At 60.6% G+C, this 21,745-nt stretch carries 17 protein-coding genes and 1 pseudogene; 9 read left to right on the top strand and 9 right to left on the bottom strand.

The genetic code is table 11. The features are described 5' to 3' along the window. The first annotated feature begins 945 nt into the window (after positions 1-945). Positions 946-3,342 (top strand): DUF6543 domain-containing protein, encoded by a 2,397-nt coding sequence (locus tag V9L13_RS25410; RefSeq protein WP_338800840.1) that lies wholly within the window; start codon positions 946-948, stop codon positions 3,340-3,342. Between the two features lie 24 nt (positions 3,343-3,366). On the opposite strand, the gene V9L13_RS25415 is transcribed toward V9L13_RS25410, so the two are convergent. After that, positions 3,367-4,161 carry an IclR family transcriptional regulator gene (locus V9L13_RS25415; protein WP_103521452.1) on the bottom strand — a complete coding sequence of 265 codons (795 nt, stop codon included), beginning with the start codon at positions 4,159-4,161 and terminating at the stop codon, positions 3,367-3,369. A gap of 164 nt (positions 4,162-4,325) precedes the next feature. On the opposite strand from V9L13_RS25415, the gene hmgA reads away from it, so the two are divergent. From hmgA to V9L13_RS25435, 4 genes are all read left to right on the top strand, one after another. Further along, a complete protein-coding gene (hmgA, locus tag V9L13_RS25420) occupies positions 4,326-5,630 on the top strand; it encodes a homogentisate 1,2-dioxygenase (protein ID WP_338800841.1) in 1,305 nt (434 codons plus the stop codon). Positions 5,631-5,633: 3 nt separating this feature from the next. Further along, positions 5,634-6,938 carry a fumarylacetoacetase gene (fahA, locus tag V9L13_RS25425; RefSeq protein ID WP_003221764.1) on the top strand — a complete coding sequence of 435 codons (1,305 nt, stop codon included), beginning with the start codon at positions 5,634-5,636 and terminating at the stop codon, positions 6,936-6,938. A gap of 12 nt (positions 6,939-6,950) precedes the next feature. After that, the gene (gene maiA, locus V9L13_RS25430; RefSeq protein WP_201135773.1) at positions 6,951-7,586 is read left to right on the top strand and encodes a maleylacetoacetate isomerase; all 636 of its coding nucleotides are present in this window, start codon (positions 6,951-6,953) and stop codon (positions 7,584-7,586) included. 146 nt (positions 7,587-7,732) lie between these two features. Next, positions 7,733-9,103: an aromatic acid/H+ symport family MFS transporter gene (locus tag V9L13_RS25435; protein WP_338800842.1), complete on the top strand. Its 1,371-nt coding sequence runs from the start codon at positions 7,733-7,735 to the stop codon at positions 9,101-9,103. A 54-nt stretch (positions 9,104-9,157) separates the two neighbouring features. Here the strand turns inward: V9L13_RS25435 and V9L13_RS25440 are convergent, their stop codons facing one another. After that, on the bottom strand, positions 9,158-9,961 hold the full coding sequence (locus tag V9L13_RS25440; protein ID WP_338800843.1) for a transglutaminase family protein: 804 nt from the start codon (positions 9,959-9,961) through the stop codon (positions 9,158-9,160). A 172-nt stretch (positions 9,962-10,133) separates the two neighbouring features. Here V9L13_RS25440 and V9L13_RS25445 point away from each other — a divergent pair, with 172 nt between their 5' ends. Beyond that, complete coding sequence (locus V9L13_RS25445) at positions 10,134-11,153, top strand: Glu/Leu/Phe/Val dehydrogenase dimerization domain-containing protein (protein WP_003221772.1); 1,020 nt, start codon at positions 10,134-10,136, stop codon at positions 11,151-11,153. 172 nt (positions 11,154-11,325) lie between these two features. Here the strand turns inward: V9L13_RS25445 and V9L13_RS25450 are convergent. Then, a pseudogene (locus V9L13_RS25450) lies at positions 11,326-11,583 on the bottom strand (YebG family protein); the annotation flags it as partial. Between the two features lie 326 nt (positions 11,584-11,909). Here V9L13_RS25450 and V9L13_RS25455 point away from each other — a divergent pair. Then, complete coding sequence (locus V9L13_RS25455; RefSeq protein ID WP_003221775.1) at positions 11,910-12,410, top strand: phosphate-starvation-inducible PsiE family protein; 501 nt, start codon at positions 11,910-11,912, stop codon at positions 12,408-12,410. Here V9L13_RS25455 and V9L13_RS25460 read toward each other — a convergent pair. The 3 genes from V9L13_RS25460 to V9L13_RS25470 all read right to left on the bottom strand — a co-directional run bounded on the left by V9L13_RS25460 (position 12,407) and on the right by V9L13_RS25470 (position 15,804). Then, positions 12,407-12,724, bottom strand: coding sequence for a DUF3509 domain-containing protein (locus V9L13_RS25460; RefSeq protein ID WP_003221777.1), 318 nt, complete (start codon positions 12,722-12,724; stop codon positions 12,407-12,409). The genes V9L13_RS25455 and V9L13_RS25460 overlap by 4 nt on opposite strands. 315 nt (positions 12,725-13,039) lie before the next feature. Next, the gene (locus tag V9L13_RS25465; RefSeq protein ID WP_338800844.1) at positions 13,040-14,341 is read right to left on the bottom strand and encodes an HAAAP family serine/threonine permease; all 1,302 of its coding nucleotides are present in this window, start codon (positions 14,339-14,341) and stop codon (positions 13,040-13,042) included. 86 nt (positions 14,342-14,427) lie between these two features. Next, complete coding sequence (locus tag V9L13_RS25470; RefSeq protein ID WP_201135770.1) at positions 14,428-15,804, bottom strand: L-serine ammonia-lyase; 1,377 nt, start codon at positions 15,802-15,804, stop codon at positions 14,428-14,430. A gap of 135 nt (positions 15,805-15,939) precedes the next feature. On the opposite strand from V9L13_RS25470, the gene V9L13_RS25475 reads away from it, so the two are divergent. Both V9L13_RS25475 and V9L13_RS25480 read left to right on the top strand, forming a co-directional pair. Beyond that, positions 15,940-16,887, top strand: coding sequence for a LysR substrate-binding domain-containing protein (locus V9L13_RS25475; protein WP_103369604.1), 948 nt, complete (start codon positions 15,940-15,942; stop codon positions 16,885-16,887). A 200-nt stretch (positions 16,888-17,087) separates the two neighbouring features. Next, a complete protein-coding gene (locus tag V9L13_RS25480; RefSeq protein ID WP_007968091.1) occupies positions 17,088-17,492 on the top strand; it encodes an HPF/RaiA family ribosome-associated protein in 405 nt (134 codons plus the stop codon). 212 nt (positions 17,493-17,704) lie between these two features. On the opposite strand, the gene fecA is transcribed toward V9L13_RS25480, so the two are convergent. The 3 genes from fecA to V9L13_RS25495 form a co-directional block, all read right to left on the bottom strand. Then, positions 17,705-20,035, bottom strand: a complete 2,331-nt coding sequence (gene fecA / locus V9L13_RS25485; protein WP_338800845.1) for a TonB-dependent Fe(3+) dicitrate receptor FecA — start codon at positions 20,033-20,035, stop codon at positions 17,705-17,707. 144 nt (positions 20,036-20,179) lie between these two features. Beyond that, positions 20,180-21,112, bottom strand: coding sequence for a DUF4880 domain-containing protein (locus V9L13_RS25490; RefSeq protein ID WP_338800846.1), 933 nt, complete (start codon positions 21,110-21,112; stop codon positions 20,180-20,182). Further along, positions 21,109-21,597, bottom strand: a complete 489-nt coding sequence (locus V9L13_RS25495; RefSeq protein ID WP_103485826.1) for a sigma-70 family RNA polymerase sigma factor — start codon at positions 21,595-21,597, stop codon at positions 21,109-21,111. Before V9L13_RS25495 ends, V9L13_RS25490 begins: the two co-directional genes overlap by 4 nt. Positions 21,598-21,745 lie beyond the last annotated feature (148 nt).

Below are 21,745 nucleotides of genomic sequence, written 5' to 3' on the forward strand. Positions count from 1 at the left end.
GTGTTTGCTCGTTTTTTTATTTATAAGTTTGAATCCGGGCTTTCCATTGGCAGCACGCCGTGCCTTGACGGTCGGCAATACGATCCTTGTCGAGAGGCGATGCTTGAGTCGTTTTAAGTTGCGACAAGGCCTGAATTCAAAGTCTGAACACTCCATGAATTAAAGCTTGTTTGATTGAGTGCGCTTTCGAATTTTCTTTAATCGCAGGGTTGTGTACTTCTACGCAATAAGAAGTGTTCGATGGGTTTTTCGGAGTTTTCTTTCAGGAGGGTACGCTTGCTTTTTGTCAGGCATAAAAAAGGCCGCTGCAAACGCAGCGGCCAAGGTAAGACGTTGGATCAAGGAGCTACAAATCAACGTCAGTGAACACCGGGGCGATCAATCCGAAGATTCGATTGATCTGAAAACGGTCAGCGATGGCGCGAGGGGCTCAGCAGCCAAGGCTTCCTGCTTCGCGGCGACTGCCGTGAAAGCCCGCTCAGAATAAGGGGTTCGACCCGAAGGAAAAATAGCGATTCCGGACATGCACTGTTACGGGGCATGCAACAGTCCAAGGGCTCAATGAGGGCATTGCCCCTTCGCCAGAGGGCATCCGCGTGCAGTCCCTGTCGTGGCACCACTGAGCGGTCGACGCTTATTTTGATCAATATATTGCCGCAGCAATGCTGTTTCTTTTGCACGATGTGAAGTTGTCGATCCTGGCGCCTCTATTCAATGGGATGGCTGAATAACCAATACAGGGCAGAGGCACTAGACGTCAGTCGAGTGCAGTGTGGGTCAAATCACATTTATGTTTCGACATTAACGCTGTGTCATATGCGGTCATGTTCTCTGGATTTTGGTATTGGTTGTGAGGTTGGGAGTTGGTTTGTCCTTATTTAGATTGGGTTGCCAATTTTTGGAATTGGCTGATCGACTTCTCATAAGGGCATTTCAATGAACGTCATGAACACACATATTTCCACTCAAGACAGCACTGCGCCGACATGGCTGAGCCGAGTGGGGGCGAAAGAGAAACTTAAGTACTGCGAGCTGGAACAGCAGTGGGTCGATAGCCAGATCGAGCTGGATCGGCAACTGGAGGACGCCGCAAGTTTGCGCGCTTTCGCCCGTTCACTGATGAGTCGGGAGTTGGAGCAGGACTTCGGCAACCCACTGGATCCCGATTTGATCGTCACTCACAGCCGTTATGTATTCCAGGCGGCGGGGCGCACGGTGATTCAGGAGGACAGGCGCTCGTTGACGGATCTGTTGCTGCAAGGCCTGCATGAGCCGGGCATGCGCGGGCGAATCAGCTTTTCCGGGGACGGACTGCCCGCGGGTCTGAACCAGCCATGGCTGGAAAAAATCGTCACCAGCAGTGTTCGCGCCGAATACGGTGTCCGCTTGCGCAAGGCGTACGAACGCCAGGGCGTGCTGGCAGCCTTGAACAGTCTCATCCGTGATCAATTGCTGCTGAGTGCTTTTGCCGCGAAGTGTCAGGGACATTTGAGTGACGCCGATTTGCAGCGGATTCAAAGAGCCGTCGCCGGGGACGCGGCGCTGACGATTGCCCCTTTGCAGCTGCGTGCGGACGTCCGCGCGCTCAAGGATCTGGTGGCCGTCGGCAGTCGCGGCGCGGGCGAGGATAGCTGGCTGCTGTATGCCCCGGGGTCGCCCGACGGTCGGGATTGGTATGAGAAACACACCTTCCGAATCCTCAATCTTGAAGTAGCGGCCTGGGCGGCCACCGAGCGTGGACGTGACTATCTCACCTGGCAGTCCCATGCCCTGGATCGCCAGCAAATCACTGGTTATCTCAAGCAGGCTTCTCAGCGCGGCGATGCCTGGATCGGCCTGACGCTCGCGCCCGCGCACTCTGGCGGTGCCGAAGTGCTCGACCCTCTGGTTTTCAACGAGCGCGCCTGGCGGGTGTCGCAGGAAGAAGGTCAGACGCCATACGGCTACCGCACGGCGGATGAAACGTTGCGTCAGGGCTTCACCCGGATCAACTGCGAACTCAAGGCGCTGCAGACCATCCAGATACGCCAGTGCGGTTTTGCATCCTATGAAAAGTTTTGCCGTGATCTGATCAAGGCGCGGGTAGAAGAAGTCTTGTTGCAACGGGGCCGGCAGTTTGTCATCGATCCGGACCTGATCGAGGTGCAGATCGACGAGCGACAGAGGATGACCTTGCATGAGTTGATCGTGGGTGAGGTCGCGTTTTATGCCGATCAAACGGGGCAGCCGCTATACCCGCGTTTCGTGCTGCTGGACGGGCATCCGCCGTTCACTGGGCTGGACATCCGTGACATCGCCAGTTGGTCGAGAACCTTGCGTCCGGGGGAGCAATACATCGGTCAGCTACGCGCCGTTGACCTCAATCCAGCCAATTCCGAGGGGCTGCTCAAGCGAGGCATTGCACTGGCCATCCTGCAACGACGGATGCGGGTGGCGATCATGCAGGGACAGTTCAATGGGCAACTGCCGCAGGCGCACGTTGAGGCCTTGCTCGGGGTAGTCAACCTGTACGTCGAAAATGATCCGCGACAGATCACCCGGCAGGCCGACGCCTTCGGCAACGTCGGGCACAGTGTTCTGCATCAGTTGCATCTGTTGTTGCGGCCGGTCGTGGGGGTCTATGTGTTCAGGCTGCGTCTGCAGGGGCAGGTCATCGAATACCTGTTTACCCCCGACGCTCCGGATGGCCGCGAGTTGCGACCGTTCAACGAGTTTGTCAGCGCGGTCAAGACACAAGGCCTGGGCGACTACCTGCATCAGCGGCTCTACGTGAAGCATCAGCTGCAGGTGGGGAGCTATCTGCGTGAGCTTGAAGAATCGTCCAGAGCCACGCAGGCCCCAACGCTCAATGGCAGGATTCACATCACCGACTTCAACGAGTGTTACGAAAGCGTTCTGCACAAGGTGATTGCCGATGTGGATGAAAAGACCCGAAGCCTCAAGGAAATCATCGGCGGTCTGCTGTTCGACGCGGTGGTCGCGGCGGCGGGAGCCATCAGTATTGTGTTCGCGCCCGTCGGCATCGCCCTCACGGCCGTGTTGTTCACCAAAGCGATGGTGCAAGGGTTCGAGGCTTATGGGTTGGGCGACCGGGCGCGCGCCATCGGGCATTTCAAGGACGCGCTGATCGAGTTGGCATCCCTGGGCAAGGCCGGGTTCACCAAGGCGTCGGTGACCCAAGTGCAGAAAAACGTCATCGGGCTGATAGGCGATGCTTACGTGATCGAGAAGCTGGTGGCCGAAGCGTCCGGTCAGACTCGATTGCCCAAACGCTTGCTGGAGGTGATTCAAGAGATCCTTGATGACCCGCAGAGCACCGCCAGCAAAACCACCCTCGCCTGATTGCGAGACATGGCCGGCGGCGCTTCAGGGATGGAGGTCGTCGGCCTGATAGCCCATTCGCCAACTGACGGCTCGCGCTGCCGCCAGCAAACGCTGGGCAGCCGGGCCGTTTTCATCGGCGTGGAACAGCGAAGTCGGGCCGACGATGGTGAGCACGGCGGCGATCTGCCCGACCGCGTTGAACACCGGCGCCGACAGCGCGTCCACACCGGGCATCAGCAAGCCATGCACATGATGCAGGCTGCGCGCGCGGATCTGTTCGCACAGGTCCGAATAGGTTTTTTCATCGGCCAGCGGATGATTGGCGACGGCGGTTTCCTGCTCGCGCAATTCATCGGTTTCGCGATGTGGCAGGTAGGCGCTGAACACCAGCCCGGTGGACGAACTGAGCAGCGGTAATACCGAACCCAATTGCGTCACCACCGTCACCGCGCGCACCGCCGGTTCGATGTGCACCACGGTCGCGCCCTGATTGCCCCACACCGCGAGAAAACAGGTTTCGTTCAGTTCGTCGCGCAACTCGGACAGGGGCAGGGCGGCGACTTTGAGTACGTCCATACTGTTCAAGGCTGCGAGGCCCACGCGCAACGCTTCACGACCGAGGCCGTAATGGTTGGTGGCGGCGTTTTGCTCGGCGAAGCCGCTGGCGATCAGGGCCTGGAGATAGCGGTGCACCTTGCTGGCCGGCATCTGCACATGTTCGGCCAGACGCGACAGCGAGGTGGACGGCGACAACTCGGCCAACGCCTTGAGGATGTCGGTGCCGACCTCGGCGGAGCGGACTTTCTGTTTGCCGTTACTGTCGCTGGTTTTTTCCATGGTGCGGCCGGGTTCCAAAACGAATGGGCGTCTTTATAGCTTGACGCTGGATAGCGAGCAAATTACGTTATGCGTAATCGAATTACGATAATAACAACCCCGGCGTGCGCAAACCTCTGAGCCAGAGCGATGGGCCACTGCCGACTCCCTGTTCAGGAGGCTCCATGAACCTCGATTCAAACGCGTCGGAGCTGGCGTACCAGTCCGGTTTCGGCAACGAATTCAGCAGTGAAGCGTTGCCCGGCGCCTTGCCCATCGGCCAGAACTCCCCGCAAAAAGCCCCCTACGGCCTCTACACCGAATTGCTCTCCGGCACTGCATTCACCATGGCCCGCAGTGAAGCCCGGCGCACCTGGATGTATCGCATTCAGCCGTCGGCCAATCACCCGGCGTTTGTCAAACTGGAGCGGCAACTGGCCGGCGGCCCGCTGGGTGAAGTGACGCCCAATCGCCTGCGCTGGAATCCGCTGCAGATCCCCGCTGAGCCGACCGATTTCATCGACGGTCTGGTCGGCATGGTCGCCAATTCGGCGGCGGAAAAACCGGCCGGCATCAGCATCTACAACTATTGCGCCAACCGTTCGATGGAGCGGGTGTTCTACAACGCCGACGGCGAGCTGCTGCTGGTGCCGCAACTCGGGCGGCTGCGGATTGCCACCGAACTCGGTGTGCTCGAAGTCGCGCCGCTGGAAATCGCCGTGCTGCCGCGCGGTCTGAAATTCCGCGTTGAACTGCTTGATCCGCAAGCGCGCGGGTACGTCGCCGAGAACCACGGCGCGCCGCTGCGCCTGCCGGATCTGGGGCCGATCGGCAGCAACGGTCTGGCCAATCCGCGGGACTTCCTCGCCCCGGTCGCCGCCTACGAAAACCTGCAGCAGCCGACCACGCTGGTGCAGAAATTCCTCGGCCAGTTGTGGGGCACCGAGCTCGATCATTCGCCGTTGAACGTGGTGGCCTGGCACGGCAACAACGTGCCGTACAAATACGACCTGCGCCGTTTCAATACCATCGGTACCGTGAGCTTCGATCACCCGGATCCGTCGATCTTCACCGTGCTGACTTCGCCGACCAGCGTGCACGGTCTGGCCAACCTCGACTTCGTGATCTTCCCGCCACGCTGGATGGTCGCCGAGAACACCTTCCGTCCACCGTGGTTCCACCGCAATCTGATGAACGAATTCATGGGCCTGATCCAGGGCGAGTACGACGCCAAGGCTGAAGGTTTCGTGCCCGGCGGTGCGTCCCTGCACAGTTGCATGAGCGCCCACGGCCCGGACGGCGAATCCTGCACCAAAGCGATCAACGCCGACCTCAAGCCTGCGAAGATCGACAACACCATGGCCTTCATGTTCGAGACCAGTCAGGTGCTGCGCCCAAGCCGCTTCGCCCTCGACTGCCCGCAACTGCAATCCAATTACGACGCCTGCTGGGCCACGCTGCCCGCCACGTTCGACCCGACCCGGAGATAACCCATGACTCAGACTTCCATCACCCGCAGTTGGGTTGCTTCGGCCAACGGCCACGCGGATTTCCCGTTGCAGAACCTGCCGCTGGGCGTGTTCAGTCTCAATGGCGCGGCGCCGCGCGCAGGCGTGGCGATCGGCGAGCACATTTTCGATCTGCAAGTGGCGCTCGAAGCCGGGCTGTTCGACGGCGCGGCACGCAGCGCGGTCGAAGCCATGCACGGCGGTCTGCTGAACGCCTTCTTCGACCTCGGTCGCGAAGCCCGCGTAGCCTTGCGCAGCCGCTTGCTGGAATTGTTCAGCGAGGGCAGCAGCCATCGCGGCGCCATCGAAGCCCAAGGCGCGAAACTGCTGCCACTGGCTGCCGATTGCCAGTTGCACCTGCCGGCGCGCATCAGCGATTACACCGACTTCTACGTGGGCATCGAGCACGCGCAGAACGTCGGCAAACTGTTCCGTCCGGACAACCCGCTGCTGCCAAACTACAAACACGTGCCGATCGGTTATCACGGCCGCGCCTCCACGGTGCGCGCCTCCGGCACCGACGTGCGTCGTCCGAAAGGCCAGACCCTGCCGGCCGGTGCGAGCGAGCCGACCTTCGGCCCTTGCGCACGTCTCGACTACGAACTGGAGCTGGGCATCTGGATCGGCCAGGGCAACGAAATGGGCGAGCCGATCGCCATCGGTGACGCCGCCGAACACATCGCCGGTTTCTGCCTGCTCAACGACTGGTCGGCCCGCGATATCCAGGCCTGGGAATACCAGCCGCTCGGCCCGTTCCTCTCCAAGAGCTTCATCACCAGTGTGTCGCCGTGGGTGGTGACGGCCGAAGCGCTGGAGCCATTCCGCACCCCACAACCTGCGCGCCCGGAAGGTGATCCGCAGCCGCTGCCATACCTGTTCGACAAACGCGATCAGGACGCTGGCGCATTCGATATTGAACTGGAAGTGCTGCTGCTCACCGAAGCCATGCGCGAACAGAATCTGCCGGCCCATCGCCTGACTCTGAGTAACACCCGCTACATGTACTGGACCGTCGCGCAAATGGTCGCGCACCACAGCGTCAACGGCTGCCAGTTGCAGGCCGGTGACCTGTTCGGTTCGGGGACTTTGTCCGGCCCGCAAAGCGGTCAGTTCGGCAGCCTGCTGGAAATCACCGAGGGCGGTAAAAAGCCGATCGAACTGGCCTCCGGCGAAGTGCGCAAATTCCTTGAGGACGGCGACGAAATCATTCTGCGTGCGCGCTGCGCCCGTGACGGTTTCGCCTCGATCGGCTTCGGCGAATGCCGCGGCAAAGTGCTGGCGGCGCGCTGACAGGAGCGGATCATGGATCTCTACACCTATTACCGCTCGACCTCGTCATACCGGGTGCGCATTGCCCTGGCGCTGAAAGGGCTCGACTACACCGCGTTGCCGGTCAACCTGATCGCGCCGTCGGGGGGCGAGCATCGGCAGGCGGCGTATCTGGCGATCAATCCGCAGGGCCGGGTGCCGGCCTTGCGCACCGATGACGGCGAGTTGCTGATTCAGTCGCCGGCGATCATCGAGTACCTGGAAGAGCGTTATCCTCAGCTGCCATTGCTGCCCGAAGACCTCGCTGCCCGTGCTCATGTGCGCGGTGTGGCGGCGGTGATCGGCTGCGATGTGCATCCGCTGCATAACGTTAGCGTGCTCAATCGCCTGCGCCAGTTGGGCCACGAAGAGCCGCAGGTGGTGGAATGGATCGCGCACTGGATCAGTCAGGGGCTGGCGACCGTCGAGCAATTGATCGGTGACAGCGGTTTCTGTTTCGGCGAGTGGCCGTGTGTGGCTGACGTTTATCTGATCCCGCAGTTGTATGCGGCGGAGCGGTTCGGTGTTTCGCTCGAGGCTTATCCGCGGATTCGGCGGGTGGCGGCGTTGGCGGCTGAGCATCCGGCGTTCATCAAGGCGCATCCGGCCAACCAGCCGGATACACCGTAAGACCCTGTGGGAGCGGGCTTGCTCGCGAAAGCGGAGTGTCAGCTACGGGGATGTTGACTGACACACCGCTTTCGCGAGCAAGCCCGCTCCCACCTGTAGTCCGTGTTGCACCTAAAAAATCATAAAAACAAAACAGGTACCTTGCGATGCACAACCAGATTGCCAGCTTCCGCGCGGCACTCGACGCCCGTCCTGTGTCCCGCTATCAGTGGTTGCTCCTGATCCTGCTCGCCTTGCTGCTGGTCACCGACGGCTATGACGCTCAGGTGCTCGGTTACGTGGTGCCGGCCTTGGCCCAGGACTGGGGCCTGGAAAAAGCCGCGTTCGGGCCGGTTTTCAGCGCCAACCTGTTGGGTCTGACCCTAGGTTCGCTCGCGGTGACGCCGCTGGCCGATCGCTTCGGCGTACGACGGATCCTGCTCGCCTGTGTGCTGATCTACGCCAGCCTGACAGTGCTGATGGTGTTCGCCGATTCGCTGAATACCCTGATGATCGCGCGCTTCATCTGCGGCATCGGCATGGGCGGGGCGATGCCCAGTGCCATGGCCTTGATGTCGGAATACTCACCGCCGCGTCTGCGCACATTGATGGTGACACTGGCCGCTTGTGGGTTTTCGTTTGGCGGTGCGGCGGGTGGTTTTGTCGCCGCAGGCTTCATCGACCGCTTTGGCTGGCAAGCGGTGTTCCTCGCCGGTGGCGTCACGCCGCTGCTGCTGTTCCCGTTCCTGTGGTGGATGCTGCCCGAATCGCTGCCACGGTTACTGCGTGACGCACCGCCCTATGCGCGGCTGCGCAAAGTCACCGCGCGGATGCTGCCGGACTGGCAACCGCCGGCCGCCTCGCTCGAACAGAACGAGCGCGAGCAGGGCAGCAAACTGACGGTGGTCGAGTTGTTCCGCAACGGTTATGCGCGACCGACCCTGCTGATCTGGGCGACGTTTTTTGTCAGCCTGATTCTGCTGTATTTCATGATCAGCTGGCTGCCGACGCTGTTGCTGGAAAGCGGCCTGAAACTCAATGAAGCCAACCTGGTGACCTCGATGTTCCTGTTCGCCGGCACCTTGGGCGCGGTGTGCATGGCCTGGTTTGCCGACCGTTTGCAACGCAAGGTGCGCTTGCTCTGCGCGGTGTTGGCCGGGGCGGCGCTGTGCACGATTCTGTTGGGTTTGAACCACGACAATCCACGCTATCTGGTGGCCTGCGTGTTTGCCGCCGGGTTCTGCATCATCGGCGGCCAACTGACGCTGAACGCCTTCGCCAGTAACTTCTACCCGGCCCATGTGCGGGCCACAGGCACTGGCTGGGCGTTGGGAGTAGGGCGCTTCGGTTCGATCCTCGGGCCGCTGTTCGGCAGCATGCTGCTGGCGATGCACATCCCGGTGGCGCAGATTTTCTTCTTCTGCGCGATTCCGGCGGTCATCGCGGCACTGCTGATCATCCAGGTGCGCTCACCCTCGGACGCCACACAACCCCCTGTGGGAGCGGGCTTGCTCGCGAAGAACGATAACGCGGTCTGACAGAAAAAACGGCGGCGCCTGTATCGCGAGCAGGCTCACTTCTACAAAAAGCGTTTAGTGCACGACGGAGTTTGGGGGCAGGTGCCCAAGCCGTTCAGTCAGGCGCAGGCGCTGCACCGGATCGTCACTGAGCAGCAGCGCATGTTCCAGATCGAAGCGCTCGGCGTTCGGGCAGTCGAGGCGTTGGTACAGGCTGGCGCGGGCCAGATAATCGGCAGCGCTGGCGGTGCCCAGTTCCAGTACGCGTTCAGCGTCGATCAATGCGGCGATGTAATCCTCATGGGCCAGATGCAACTGACGCAGATTGCGTGACAGGCGCTGGAGCATTTGCTGCGGGGTGGCGGTGGCGAGATGATCGGCTTTGAGTTTGAGGTGCGCGCCGTACTGACGCTGCAACAACTCGCGACAATCGTTGGGATACAGACGCCGGCCACCACACGGGTCGAGCAGGTGATCGGCACCGGGTACCCGCAGCAGGAAATGCCCGGGGAAGTTGACCCCGACCAGCGGGATTTCCAGACGGCGCGCCAGTTCCAAGGCAATCAAGGACAGGGTCAGTGGCTGGCCGCGACGGGTCTGCAACACTTTGTGCAACAACGCGACCTGCGGGCGTAGCGGCAGAAAATCGTCCTGGGCGAACCCCAGGTCATTCATCCGCCGCAGCAATGGCTGCGCCAGTTCGCTGACCGGCAGCATCGGCAAGCCGTAGCTGACGCGCTGCTGCAGCTCCTTGAAGTCTTGCTGCAGCGCTTCGACATCGAGGCCTTTTTCGTGCTCGGCAGCCATCCACAGCGCCGCGTCGAACAACGCGGGCGGTGAACGGTGCAGACACTCGAAAAAACGTTGGCGCGGGCTCATTGCAATCTCCGGGGAATGCCTCGTTTTAGCCCCGTCCGCGCCATTCGTCCAGTACCGGTCAGGTTATGCCGCAAAGTCACCGTTGCCGCTGGCGCTTATTCCGGTGCGCTTCAGCAATTTTTGGGCGCAAGCCTATACTGGCGTCTACCAGAAGTGATTCGGGAGCCTGCCGATGTTCGCTCTCATGCAAAGCACTCGCCTGGAATCGCTGCACCTCAGCGTTGACCCGATCACCGGGTTGAAGGCGGTCATTGCCATTCATAACAGTCGCCTCGGCCCTGCCCTGGGCGGATGCCGTTATCTTGCCTATCCCAACGACGAATCCGCGGTCGAGGACGCCATTCGCCTGGCGCAGGGCATGAGCTACAAGGCGGCACTGGCCGGGCTCGATCAGGGCGGCGGAGTGGCGGTGATCGTGCGCCCGGCGCATGTGGAAAACCGCGCCGCGCTGTTCGAAGCGTTTGGCCGTTGCATCGATCAGCTCGACGGTCGCTACATCACCGCCATCGACAGCGGCACTTCGGTGGCTGACATGGATTGCATCGCCCAGCAGACGCAGCATGTCACCAGCACCACCTCGGCCGGCGATCCGGCACCGCATGCGGCGATGGGCGTGTTTACCGGGATTCGCGCTACCGCCATGGCGCGGCTGGGCAGCGACAACCTCGAAGGTTTGCGCGTGGCAATTCAAGGTCTGGGCAACGTCGGTTATGCACTGGCCGAGCAGCTGCATGCGGCAGGGGCCGAATTGCTGGTCAGCGACATCGATCACGGCAAGGTGCAACTGGCGATGGAGCAACTCAACGCGCATCCGATCGCCAACGACGCGTTGCTCAGCACCCCCTGCGACATCCTTGCGCCGTGCGGGCTCGGTGGCGTGCTCAACAGCCATACGGTGACGCAACTTCGCTGCTCGGCGGTGGCTGGCTCGGCCAACAATCAACTGACGCATCTGGACGTGGCCGATCAACTGGAGCGGCGCGGGATTCTCTATGCACCGGATTACGTGATCAACGCGGGCGGGTTGATTTATGTCTCGCTCAAGCATCGCGGCGAAGAGTTGGGGACGATTACTGCGCACCTGTCGAAGATCAGTTCGCGGCTGACCGAAGTATTCGCCCATGCGCAGGCCGAGAAGCGTTCGCCGGCGCGGGTAGCGGATGAATTGGCAGAGAAAGTCTTGTATCGCTGAAAAGCAAAAGATCGCAGCCTGCGCCAGCCCCTACAGGAAACGTATTCCAATGCAGGAGCTGGCGCAGGCTGCGATCTTTTCGATTCAAACGTTGTTACTTGGCAGCTTTCGCCGCTTTAACCGGCTTCACTGGAGCCTCTTCCGGCTCGGCCACTTCGGCTTTTTCGACGACTTCTGCCGATGCATTGATCAGCTCCGACAGCGCATCAGGCTGGCTCTTGAACGCCTTGGCAAATACATCGCGGTTCTTCGCCATGTAGATTCCGACTTCTTCAACCTGCTGCTCGTTCAGCGACGGAACGGCTTTTTGCAACACTTCGGACAGCATCTCGGCCAGTTCGAGCATTTTGTCATGACGGTCAGCTTCGGCTTTATCCATGAACAAGCGCTCCAGATCTCGGCTGCTGCGGTATACCACTTCGACGGCCATTCACCACCTCACATGCCTTCACATTTAGTTGTCTTAGCGACTACTGTATTTATATACAGCGAAAGGATAAGCGAATCCCTGCGCTTTGGGTAGTGGCTTTTCAATGTAGACCGGATTCGGGATTTGTCAGTGGGATCGCAGTGCGGCCATTCGCGAGCAGGCTCGCTGCCACAATTGCTCGGGTCTGCGACCAAACGCCACGGCGCGGGTTTGGTGCTGGCTCGCCATGATGGCGTGGCCTCTTTTCTGCATGTAACTCAAGACGTGCAGAAAACCGTCACGTCCAACACGCATCATCCGCCCGAGTCGGGCTAAGGAACATCATCGTGAAAATAAACTGGGCCGAGAAACTGCGGCAAAACGTGCATCAACTGGCCGAGTCCCTGGGCAACCTGTTCGTCGAGACCTTCCACTACCTGGCACTGTTTGCCATTGGTGCGGTGACCGCGTGGGCGGCGGTGATGGAATTTCTCGGCATGCTCGAAGAAGGTCACATCAAGATCGATGACATTCTGTTGCTGTTCATCTATCTGGAACTGGGGGCGATGGTCGGGATTTATTTCAAGACCAACCACATGCCGGTGCGCTTCCTGATCTACGTGGCGATCACTGCGTTGACGCGCCTGCTGATCTCCAACGTCTCGCACCACAACCCGCCGGACATGGGCATCATCTACCTGTGCGGAGGCATTCTGCTGCTGGCGTTCTCGATCCTGGTGGTGCGTTACGCCTCGTCGCAATTTCCGTCGGTGAAGATCGAGAAACCACAACGCAAGCTCGGCGCCGGTTCCGGTGAGCACCCCGAGATCGAGAAGGGCGAGCTTTAAAGTCCCAGCGACGGCCGAGGCTGGCCGGTGCTCTGTTGCGGTGGCGGGGGCAGCCCGTCGCCGCTGGTCATCGCTTCAAGGATCGCCATGGCGCTGTGGCCCTGTTCGATGGCGATGCCGAACTGAATGCTTTGCACCAGCCGTTTGAGCCTTACAGGATCGTTGCGCTGTTCGGCGCTGATCATCCTTTTGGCGACGATCCGGCCGTTGTTGGACAGGGTCAGCATGATGCTGCCGTCCAGTCCCTGAATGCTCAGGTTGATCTGATAGTCCGGCGCGAAGGCATCGGTAATGATCTGAAAAGGGTTGTCCATGATGCGTCACCGCCTGATTGAACGTGCAGTTGTTGACCGGCCGTGATCGGGTTGGTTCGCCATACCGGACCATCGGCCATTCCGTGGCCTGTGGTGTTGCGTTTTGTAGGAGCTGCCGAAGGCTGCGATCTTTTGATCTGCGCTGTTTTGACTTCGGTCATGAAGATCAAAAGATCGCAGCCTCGTTGCACTCGACAGCTCCTACACAGCTCCTGCACAGGTCATAGCAAGGGCTGTGCCGGGAAAATTGTTGGACAATGGATACGGCACAAAAAAGGCGAGCATACGGCTCGCCTTTGTCATTTGTGGCCCGTTTCAGGGCAGAACCGAATAGATGATCGCCGACAGTGCAATCAGGCCGATCAGCACCACGAACACGTTGGACGCCTGACCCGAATACTGGCGCAAGGCTGGCACGCGGCGGATGGCGTACATCGGCATCAGGAACAACAGGCAGGCAATCACCGGTCCGCCGAGGGTTTCGATCATGCCCAGAATGCTCGGGTTGAAGGTCGCAACGGCCCAGCAACTGAGGATCATGAACAGCGCGGTCGCACGGTTCAGCCAGCTCGCCGACATCACCTTGCCACGACCGCGTAGGCTCTTGACGATCATGCCCTGAAAGCCTTCGCTGGCGCCGATGTAGTGGCCGAGGAAGGATTTGGTGATCGCCACCAGCGCGATCAGCGGCGCGGCGTAAGCGATGACCGGGGTCTGGAAGTGGTTGGCCAGGTACGACAGGATCGAAATGTTCTGCGCCTTCGCCGCTGCCAGATCCGCCGGCGACAGCGCCAGCACGCAGCTGAAGCAGAAGAACATCACCGTCACCACCATCATCCCGTGGGCCATGGCGAGGATACCGCTGCTTTTGCGTTCGGCCTCGGCGCCGTAGCGTTGCTTCTGGTCAACCGCGAACGCAGAGATGATTGGCGAGTGGTTGAACGAGAACACCATCACCGGGATCGCGAGCCACATCGTCTTGAGGAACGTCGACAGCGGCATCGCCTCCTTGGCACTGGCGAAGAACGCACCGTTCCAATTCGGGATCAGGCTGAGGCCGAGCAACAGCAGCGCGGCGACGAACGGATAGACCAGCACGCTCATGGCTTTGACGATCACGTTCTGCCCGCAACGCACGATGGCCATCAGGCCGAGGATCAGCGCCAGCGACAGGATCGCCCGGGGTGGCGGGGTGATGTGCAATTGGTGTTCGAGAAAACTGCTCAGGGTGTTGGTCAGCGCCACGCTGTACACCAGCAGAATCGGGAAGATCGCGAAGAAGTACAGCAGGGTGATCAGCTTGCCGGCACCGATGCCGAAGTGTTCTTCGACGACTTCGGTGATGTCGCCCGAACGCCCGGACAGCACGAAGCGGGTCAGGCCGCGGTGGGCGAAGAAAGTCATCGGGAACGCCAGTAGCGCCAGAATCAGCAACGGCCAGAAACCGCCGACACCGGCATTGATCGGCAGGAACAAGGTGCCGGCACCGATGGCGGTGCCGTACAGACCGAGCATCCAGGTGGTGTCGGATTTGCTCCAGCCCTTGTGGGCAATTTCGGTTTTGCTTGTGCGATCTACAGCGGGATTTTCGGCAGCAGGTGTACGTACATCGGTCATCGTTTTTGCCTCGTTATTATTTTTGCTCGGGCTCACGGTTGGCAGGCCGCGGGTGTCGGCCTGCCGGGGCGCTCAGGGAATGCGCGTCAGCATTCCACCCAGCTCACGGCCAGGCCGCCCCGTGAAGTCTCTTTGTATTTGTCGTGCATGTCGGCGCCGGTATCACGCATGGTGCGGATCACCCGGTCGAGAGAAATGAAGTGTTTGCCGTCGCCGCGCAGGGCCATTTGTGTGGCGTTGATCGCCTTCACGGCGGCGATGGCGTTGCGCTCGATGCACGGCACCTGCACCAGGCCGCCGACCGGGTCGCAGGTCAGGCCGAGATTGTGTTCCAGGCCGATTTCGGCGGCGTTTTCCAGTTGCTCCGGGGTCGCGCCGAGCACTTCAGCGAGGCCCGCTGCGGCCATGGCGCAGGCCGAACCGACTTCGCCCTGACAGCCGACTTCGGCGCCGGAGATCGAGGCATTTTTCTTACACAGAATGCCGACGGCGGCGGCGCCCATGAAGAAAGCGACCACATCATCGTCAGACGCGTCCGGATTGAATTTCATGTAGTAGTGCAGCACCGCCGGAATGATCCCGGCCGCGCCATTGGTCGGCGCGGTGACCATGCGTCCGCCGGCGGCGTTCTCTTCGTTGACGGCGAGGGCGAACAGGTTGACCCACTCCATCGCCGACAGCGTCGAACTGATCACGTTAGGCTTGCCGATTTCCAGCAGGCTGCGGTGCAATTTCGCGGCGCGGCGCGGCACGTTCAGCCCACCGGGCAGAATGCCTTCGTGACGCAGGCCTTGCTCGACACACTCGCGCATCACCGACCAGATGTGCAGCAGGCCGTTACGGATTTCAGCGTCGCTGCGCCAGGCCCGTTCGTTGGCCATCATCAGTTCCGACACGCGCAAGTTGTGCTGCTTGCACAGGCTCAGCAGTTCGGCCGCGCTGGAAAAATCGTACGGCAGCACCACGTCGCCGGCCGGTGCCACACCGGACTCGGCTTCCGCGGCTTCGATGATGAAACCGCCGCCAATCGAGTAGTACGTCTGCGTGAACAGCTCGGCGCTTTCGCCGAAGGCTGTCAGCGACATGGCGTTGGGGTGGTAGGGCAGGCTTTCGTCCAGCAGCAGGAGATCGCGCTGCCAGTTGAAGGAAATTTCTCTGTGACCGGCCAGAGACAGCAGACCAGTTTCGCGCAGTTGCTGGATGCGTGGGTCGATGGTCGCCGGATCGATGCTGTCCGGCCATTCGCCCATCAGGCCCATGACCGTGGCGCGGTCGGTGGCGTGGCCGACACCGGTGGCCGACAGCGAACCGTACAAGCGGATTTCCACGCGACGCACATCGTTGAGCAACCGTTGGTCGATCAGCGCCTGGGCGAAGGTTGCGGCGGCGCGCATCGGGCCGACGGTGTGGGAACTGGACGGACCGATGCCGACTTTGAATAGATCGAAAACACTGATAGCCATGCTAAACCCTTACAAGCAATGGAGTAGGAATCGCTGCCATTTTTTGTAGGACAAGCGCAATGTCGGCGATACTGCCTATCTCGGTCTTACGTGACCAACGAAACTTCCTAAGAAAGCCTTTAGCAGGACTAAACGATGAGTCGTCAATTGCATGCCCAGACCTACGTCTGGCTGCAGGTGTTTTCCTGTGCCGCGCGGCACCTGTCGTTCACCCGTTGTGCGGAAGAGCTGCACATCACTCCGGGGGCGGTCAGCCAGCAGATTCGCCAATTGGAAGAGCGTCTGGGTTTTCGCCTTTTCCATCGACGAGCGCGGGGTGTCGAGTTGAGTGCGGAAGGCCAGCGACTGGCCATCACGGTCAACGAGGCCTATGGCAGCATCGATGCTGAATTGCGCCGTCTGGATGCCGGGATGATCAGCGGGATTCTGCGGGTGCGTTCGATTCCATCGTTCCTCAGCAAATGGCTGACCCCGCGTTTGCCGCGTCTGCAACAGCGCTATCCGGACATCCAATTGCGCCTGGTGGCCGAGGACAGCAGCGTGCCGTTGCATGAGGGCGATTTTGATCTGGCGATTGACCTGAATGACGGCAGCTATCCGGGGCTGTTATCCACAGCCTTGCTCGACGAACAGATTTTCCCGGTGTGCGCGCCGAGCCTGTTGCGTGGACGTCCGCCGCTGCATGGGCCGGTGGACCTGGTGCATTTTCCGTTGTTGCACGACATCACCGCGTGGCGCGGCAGTTATGAATATGCGGAATGGGAGTTCTATCTGAATGCGATTGGCTTCGAGGGCGCCGACGTGCGGCGTGGGCACACGTTCAATCGCAATCATTTGACGATCGAAGCGGCGATCGCCGGTATGGGTGTGGCAATTGCCCGGCGCACGCTGCTCAACGATGAGCTGGAGCGTGGGACGCTGATTGTGCCGTTCGGCCTGTCGGTGCCCAACCACAAACGCTACGTGCTGCTGTATGCGCCGGGGGCGTTGAGCCATCCGGGCGTGCGCGCGGTGCATGACTGGCTGGTGGAGGAGGCGGGGATTTTCCGCAGCTTGCACCCGTTGAATGACGGGCAATTGTGACCAAATCTTGCTGGGTAGCGAGGCAACCCAACTCCCGACCTTACCAGTGACTTGCCCGGTTGTCCGGCTTTTTTTGCGAATGAATATTTATCTTTTTTCAGGGGTTGAAATGTTCGCCGGTCGGGCCGATTGTTGTAACCAAGAGGTCAGGAAATTCAATTCGAGGCCTCTCGCGAGCTAGCTGAAATAAGGGATGAACTATGCAAATCCAAGTCAACAGCGATAACCATATTCAAAGCAGTAAACGACTGGAGGAGTGGGTACGTACAACTATTGAGAGCACGCTCGACCGTTATGAAGAAGACCTGACCCGTGTCGAAGTCCACCTGAGCGACGAGAACGGCGACAAACCAGGTCCCCATGACTTGCGCTGCCAACTGGAAGCGCGGCCAAAAGGCCATCAACCGATTTCCGTCACCCATAAGGCCGATTCGCTGGAACAGGCGATCGACGGTGCAGCCGAAAAACTGGAACACGCGCTGGAGCACCTGTTTGGCAAACTGCGAGGCAAACCCCGCGCCGCCATCGTGCCATTCAGCAAGGCGAATGACGCATTGCTGGAAGAAGAGTTTCTGGAGAACGAACAGGCAGCGATCAACAGTTGATGCGCTGATTTTTCAAGCCACCCAATGAGAACGGGCCTGCGCAAGCAGGCCCGTTTTTGTTTGTGTTGCTGAACAGTGTGGCGAGGGAGCTTGCTCCCGCTGGGCTGCGAAGCGGCCCCAAAACCTGCAAAGGCGTTCAACAGCCAGACCGCATTAGCAGGATTTACGTCTGCTTCGCAGCCGAGCGGGAGCAAGCTCCCTCGCCACTTTTTTTAGAAAGCCACAGACGTTTGTACATATACCGTACGCGGTTCACCCACGTACTTGCCCTTGTTGTTGTCATCGAACGAGCGGGTGAAGTACTGGGTGTTGAAGATGTTCTTCACCCCCACCGCCACGTTCAGATCCGACAACTGCGGGCCGAAGTCGTAACCGGCGCGGCTGCTGAACAGCATGTAGCCGGGGATCTTGCCGGTGCTGCCGTCGGCGCTTTCTTTCGAGGTGTTGGCGTTGTCGGCGAACTGGTTGCTCTGGAAGCTGCTGTCGACGTTGAGCTTCCACGGCCCTTCGGTGTAACCGACGCCTATCGTGCCTTTGTGTTTCGAGGAGAACGGCACGCGATTGCCCTTGTTCGGTCCGTCTTCGCGGATGGTCGCATCAACATAAGCGTAAGTGGCGTACACATCGAATCCGGCCAGTGCCGGGCTCAAGTCATCCAGCGCGTAGTTGACGCTGGTCTCGATGCCCTGATGACGGGTCTCGCCACGGGCGATCACCGAGTCGTTGGTCTGGTTGCTTTCGTACTGGTTGTCGAAGTTGATCAGGAACGCACCGATCTCCGCGCGCAGTGCGCCGTTGTCATAACGGGTGCCGAGTTCCCAGGTGCGCGCCTTCTCCGGTTTCACTTCGCCGCTGCTCACGCGGTTGGGCATCTGACTGTACTGCACGCTGCCGAATGAACCTTCGGTGTTGGCGTACAGATTCCAGCTGTCGCTCAGGTGATACAGCACGTTCAGCGCTGGCAGCGCGGTGTTGTAGTCGCCCTTGTATTTGACGTCGGTCAGGTTGTTGGTCTGCTGCGACTCGATCATCTCGTAGCGCATGCCCGGGGTGATGGTCCATTTGCCGATGTCGATGCGATCGTCGACGAAGAACGCATTGGCTTCGGTGCCGCCGCGGGTATCGCGGTCGTTGCGGCTGTCGGTGGTCGGGTATTGGTTGCTGCTGATCGGCGTGCGATAGCGCAATTCGTGGCCGGCCTCGTTGATGTAGCGGTAGCCGACGCCGACTTCGTGGCTGGTCGGGCCGAGGTCGAAGCCTTGGGCGAAACGGGTTTCGAAACCGCGCACCCAATACTCGCGCGGCGACAGCGAGAGGAACGAGCCCTGATCCAGATAACCGCTGCGCAGGGTTTTGGTGAAGAAAGTGTTGGCGGTGAATTCGCGGCGATCTTCCTGATAGCGATAGCCGAAGTTGAACATCGTCCGACGGCCCCAGAACTGATCTTTCAGGCGTGTCGACTGATACGGATCGGCGTCGTAATCGGCAACGCTGAGGCCGCCGGGCATATCGGCCTTGCCTTCGTAATACTGGGCCATGGCGTTGAAGCTGTTGGCCTCGTCGAGTTGGTATTTGCCCTTGAGGATCAGGTCGTCGATTTCGCTGTCGCTGTGTTCACGCCAGTCGCCGCCACGGGTGCCGGAGTACAGCAGCGCGCCGCCCAGACCATTTTCGTTGGTGCCGCCGGCCAGCAGGTTGGCGCTGGTCTTGAAGCCATCGTGACTCGACGACGGGCTGGTTTCCGTCTGGAAACCACCCTTGACCGTCGGCGCGTCGGGAATGGCGCGGGTCACGAAGTTGACCACGCCACCGACGTTCTGCGGGCCGTAACGCACGGCGCCGCCGCCACGCACCACGTCCACGGCATCCATGTTGCCCATGCTGATCGGCGCAAACGATAACTGCGGCTGACCGTACGGTGCGAACGGTACGGGAATGCCGTCCATCAGTACGGTCGAGCGCGCGGCCAGGCGCGGATTGAGGCCGCGAATGCCGAAGTTCAGCGCCATGTCGTGGCTGCCGGTGCCGTTGTTTTCCGGAGCGTTGACCCCGGGGATGCGGTTGAGCACATCGCGGGCCTGGGTCGCACCCTGACGTTCGAAGTCTTCGCGGCGGATCACATCGCGGGCGCCCGGATGCTCGAAGACGTTGACCTGCGCCGCATCGCCGAGCCAGTCGCCGACGACTTTCGAGGTGTCCAGCTCCAGCGCTGTGTCGCCGACCGGTTGCAGGCTGAAGGCATTGTTGCCCTCGGCGCGGGCTTGCAGGCCGGTGCCTTCGAGCAGCGCATCGAGACCTTGTTCGGCGCTGTAGCTGCCTTCGAGGCCACGGCTTTGCACGCCGCTGGTGATCTGCGAGCCGAAGGAAATCAGCACGCCGGCTTCACGACCAAACTGGTTGAGGGCGTTTTCCAGTGACGACGGGGCGATGTGGTAAACCTTGGTTTCGGCAGCCATGACCGGCAGGGCGCTGAAGCTCAGGCTGGCGCCCAGTACGAGGTTGCGCAGACTGCGGGCCAGCGGCGTGAGGCGAGTGGGGTGCATGAAGGTTGATCCTGAGAAGGTTGAATCAAGGGGGCTTTCCTTCTCTGTCACGCCAGATCTGAAAAACGGCTCACGGTTTACGAATATTTTTTTGAATGACTGATTTTGTAGCGAGGGAGCAAGCTCCCTCGCCACAGTTTTCTGTTAAACCCGCGCCTCGACGCTGACCCAATAGCGGGTAAAGCGCCGCACGGTCACCGGCAGACTGATTTGCAGCAGATCAAGAATCCGTTCGCTGTCGTCCAGTGGATAAGTCCCGGAGATCAGCAGGTCGGCCACTTTCGCAGCGCAATGCAACTGGCCGCGACGGTAGCGGCCGAGCTCTTCAAGGAAGTCGCCCAGGCGCATGTGCGCGGCGATCAGCATGCCGTCGGCCCAGGCGCCGCTGTTGGCGTCCAGTGGCTGGGCTGCGCTGACCGAGGTGGCGCTGAAACTCAGCTGACGGGCAACGGGCAACCACATCGGCTCGCGCCCGGGGCGGGTCAATTCGACCTGGCCTTCGAATAGCGCCACCTGCGTGCGATCGGCAAATTGCCGGACGTTGAGCCGGGCAGCAGCGGTTTTCAACAGCCCTTGTGCCGTGCGCACTTCGAACGCTTGTACGGTGCTGAGCAGAATCTCGCCTTCCAGCAGACGAATCAGCCGTTGCGTGCTGTCCACGTCCGCTGCGCTCGCGGTGTTGAGCTGCAAATGACTGCCCGCACCCAGCGTAACTTTGCGGCGCTCCCCCACCGGGCTGCGGTAATCGGCGAGCAGCGTCGGCAGCGGATTGTGCTCACGCATGCCCCAGGTGACGGCGGAACCGGCACCCAGAAGCAGCAGCAACTTGAGGGTCTGACGTCGACTGGAAGACTTCGGCCCGTTCAACGCGGCATGCGCCAATGGCGAAGCCACACCGCGCAAGCGCTGGTTGACCCGCTGCATGTGCTCCCACGCCCGACGATGTTCGCTGTGGGCGTCCAGCCAGTGTTGCCAGGCCTGTTGCTGACGCGGGGAGAGCGTGCCTTGCTGCATTTCCATCAGCCAGTGCACGGCCTGTTCGGCCACTTGCGCAGAAAAATCCGGAACGCGGTTCACAGGGCGAAGTAGCAGCGCAGGGCGGCTTTTTGCAGGTGACGTTTGACGGTGGCCACCGAGATGCCCAGCTCGGCGGCAATCTGCGGATAGGTCAGGCCATCGACCTGCGCCAACAAAAACGCGCGTTTGACCGGTCGCGGCAAACCATCGAGCAATTGGTCCAGCTCAATCAGGGTTTGCAGGATGATCGCTTTGTCTTCTTCCGATGGCGCGAGCATTTCCGGCATCTGCGCCAGGGTGTCGAGGTAGGCGCGTTCCAGATCCTGACGACGGTAATGATTGAACAGCACGCGTTTGGCGAGGGTGGTGAGAAAGGCGCGCGGTTCGATGATCACCGCGGGTTCGCGGGCGCTGAGCACGCGAATGAACGTGTCTTGCGCCAGATCCGCTGCGCTGTCCGGGCAGCCGAGTTTGCGCCGCAACCAGCCGGTGAGCCAGCTGTGGTGGTCTTGGTAGAGCGATTCGACGGGATGGGCGGACGGCAACGGTATTACTCCGGGCGCATGATCGATGCGTTAGAGAACAAGAACTGTTCGCATTGTAGGGGCGGGCGAGGGTGTCCGGCAATCAGATGCTTTTGCGTATGAGAATATTTATCATTAATATTGCTCGCCTGTTGGTCCGGCCTCGTCG

This window comes from Pseudomonas sp. RSB 5.4 (assembly GCF_037126175.1).
GTDB lineage: Bacteria > Pseudomonadota > Gammaproteobacteria > Pseudomonadales > Pseudomonadaceae > Aquipseudomonas > Aquipseudomonas fluorescens_H.

Coding starts and splice junctions, on each gene's coding strand:
- V9L13_RS25410 (WP_338800840.1), top strand. CDS start 946: ATGAACACACATATTTCCACTCAAGACAGCACTGCGCCGACATGGCTG.
- V9L13_RS25415 (WP_103521452.1), bottom strand. CDS start 4,161: ATGGAAAAAACCAGCGACAGTAACGGCAAACAGAAAGTCCGCTCCGCC.
- hmgA (WP_338800841.1), top strand. CDS start 4,326: ATGAACCTCGATTCAAACGCGTCGGAGCTGGCGTACCAGTCCGGTTTC.
- fahA (WP_003221764.1), top strand. CDS start 5,634: ATGACTCAGACTTCCATCACCCGCAGTTGGGTTGCTTCGGCCAACGGC.
- maiA (WP_201135773.1), top strand. CDS start 6,951: ATGGATCTCTACACCTATTACCGCTCGACCTCGTCATACCGGGTGCGC.
- V9L13_RS25435 (WP_338800842.1), top strand. CDS start 7,733: ATGCACAACCAGATTGCCAGCTTCCGCGCGGCACTCGACGCCCGTCCT.
- V9L13_RS25440 (WP_338800843.1), bottom strand. CDS start 9,961: ATGAGCCCGCGCCAACGTTTTTTCGAGTGTCTGCACCGTTCACCGCCC.
- V9L13_RS25445 (WP_003221772.1), top strand. CDS start 10,134: ATGTTCGCTCTCATGCAAAGCACTCGCCTGGAATCGCTGCACCTCAGC.
- V9L13_RS25460 (WP_003221777.1), bottom strand. CDS start 12,724: ATGGACAACCCTTTTCAGATCATTACCGATGCCTTCGCGCCGGACTAT.
- V9L13_RS25465 (WP_338800844.1), bottom strand. CDS start 14,341: ATGACCGATGTACGTACACCTGCTGCCGAAAATCCCGCTGTAGATCGC.
- V9L13_RS25470 (WP_201135770.1), bottom strand. CDS start 15,804: ATGGCTATCAGTGTTTTCGATCTATTCAAAGTCGGCATCGGTCCGTCC.
- V9L13_RS25475 (WP_103369604.1), top strand. CDS start 15,940: ATGAGTCGTCAATTGCATGCCCAGACCTACGTCTGGCTGCAGGTGTTT.
- V9L13_RS25480 (WP_007968091.1), top strand. CDS start 17,088: ATGCAAATCCAAGTCAACAGCGATAACCATATTCAAAGCAGTAAACGA.
- fecA (WP_338800845.1), bottom strand. CDS start 20,035: ATGCACCCCACTCGCCTCACGCCGCTGGCCCGCAGTCTGCGCAACCTC.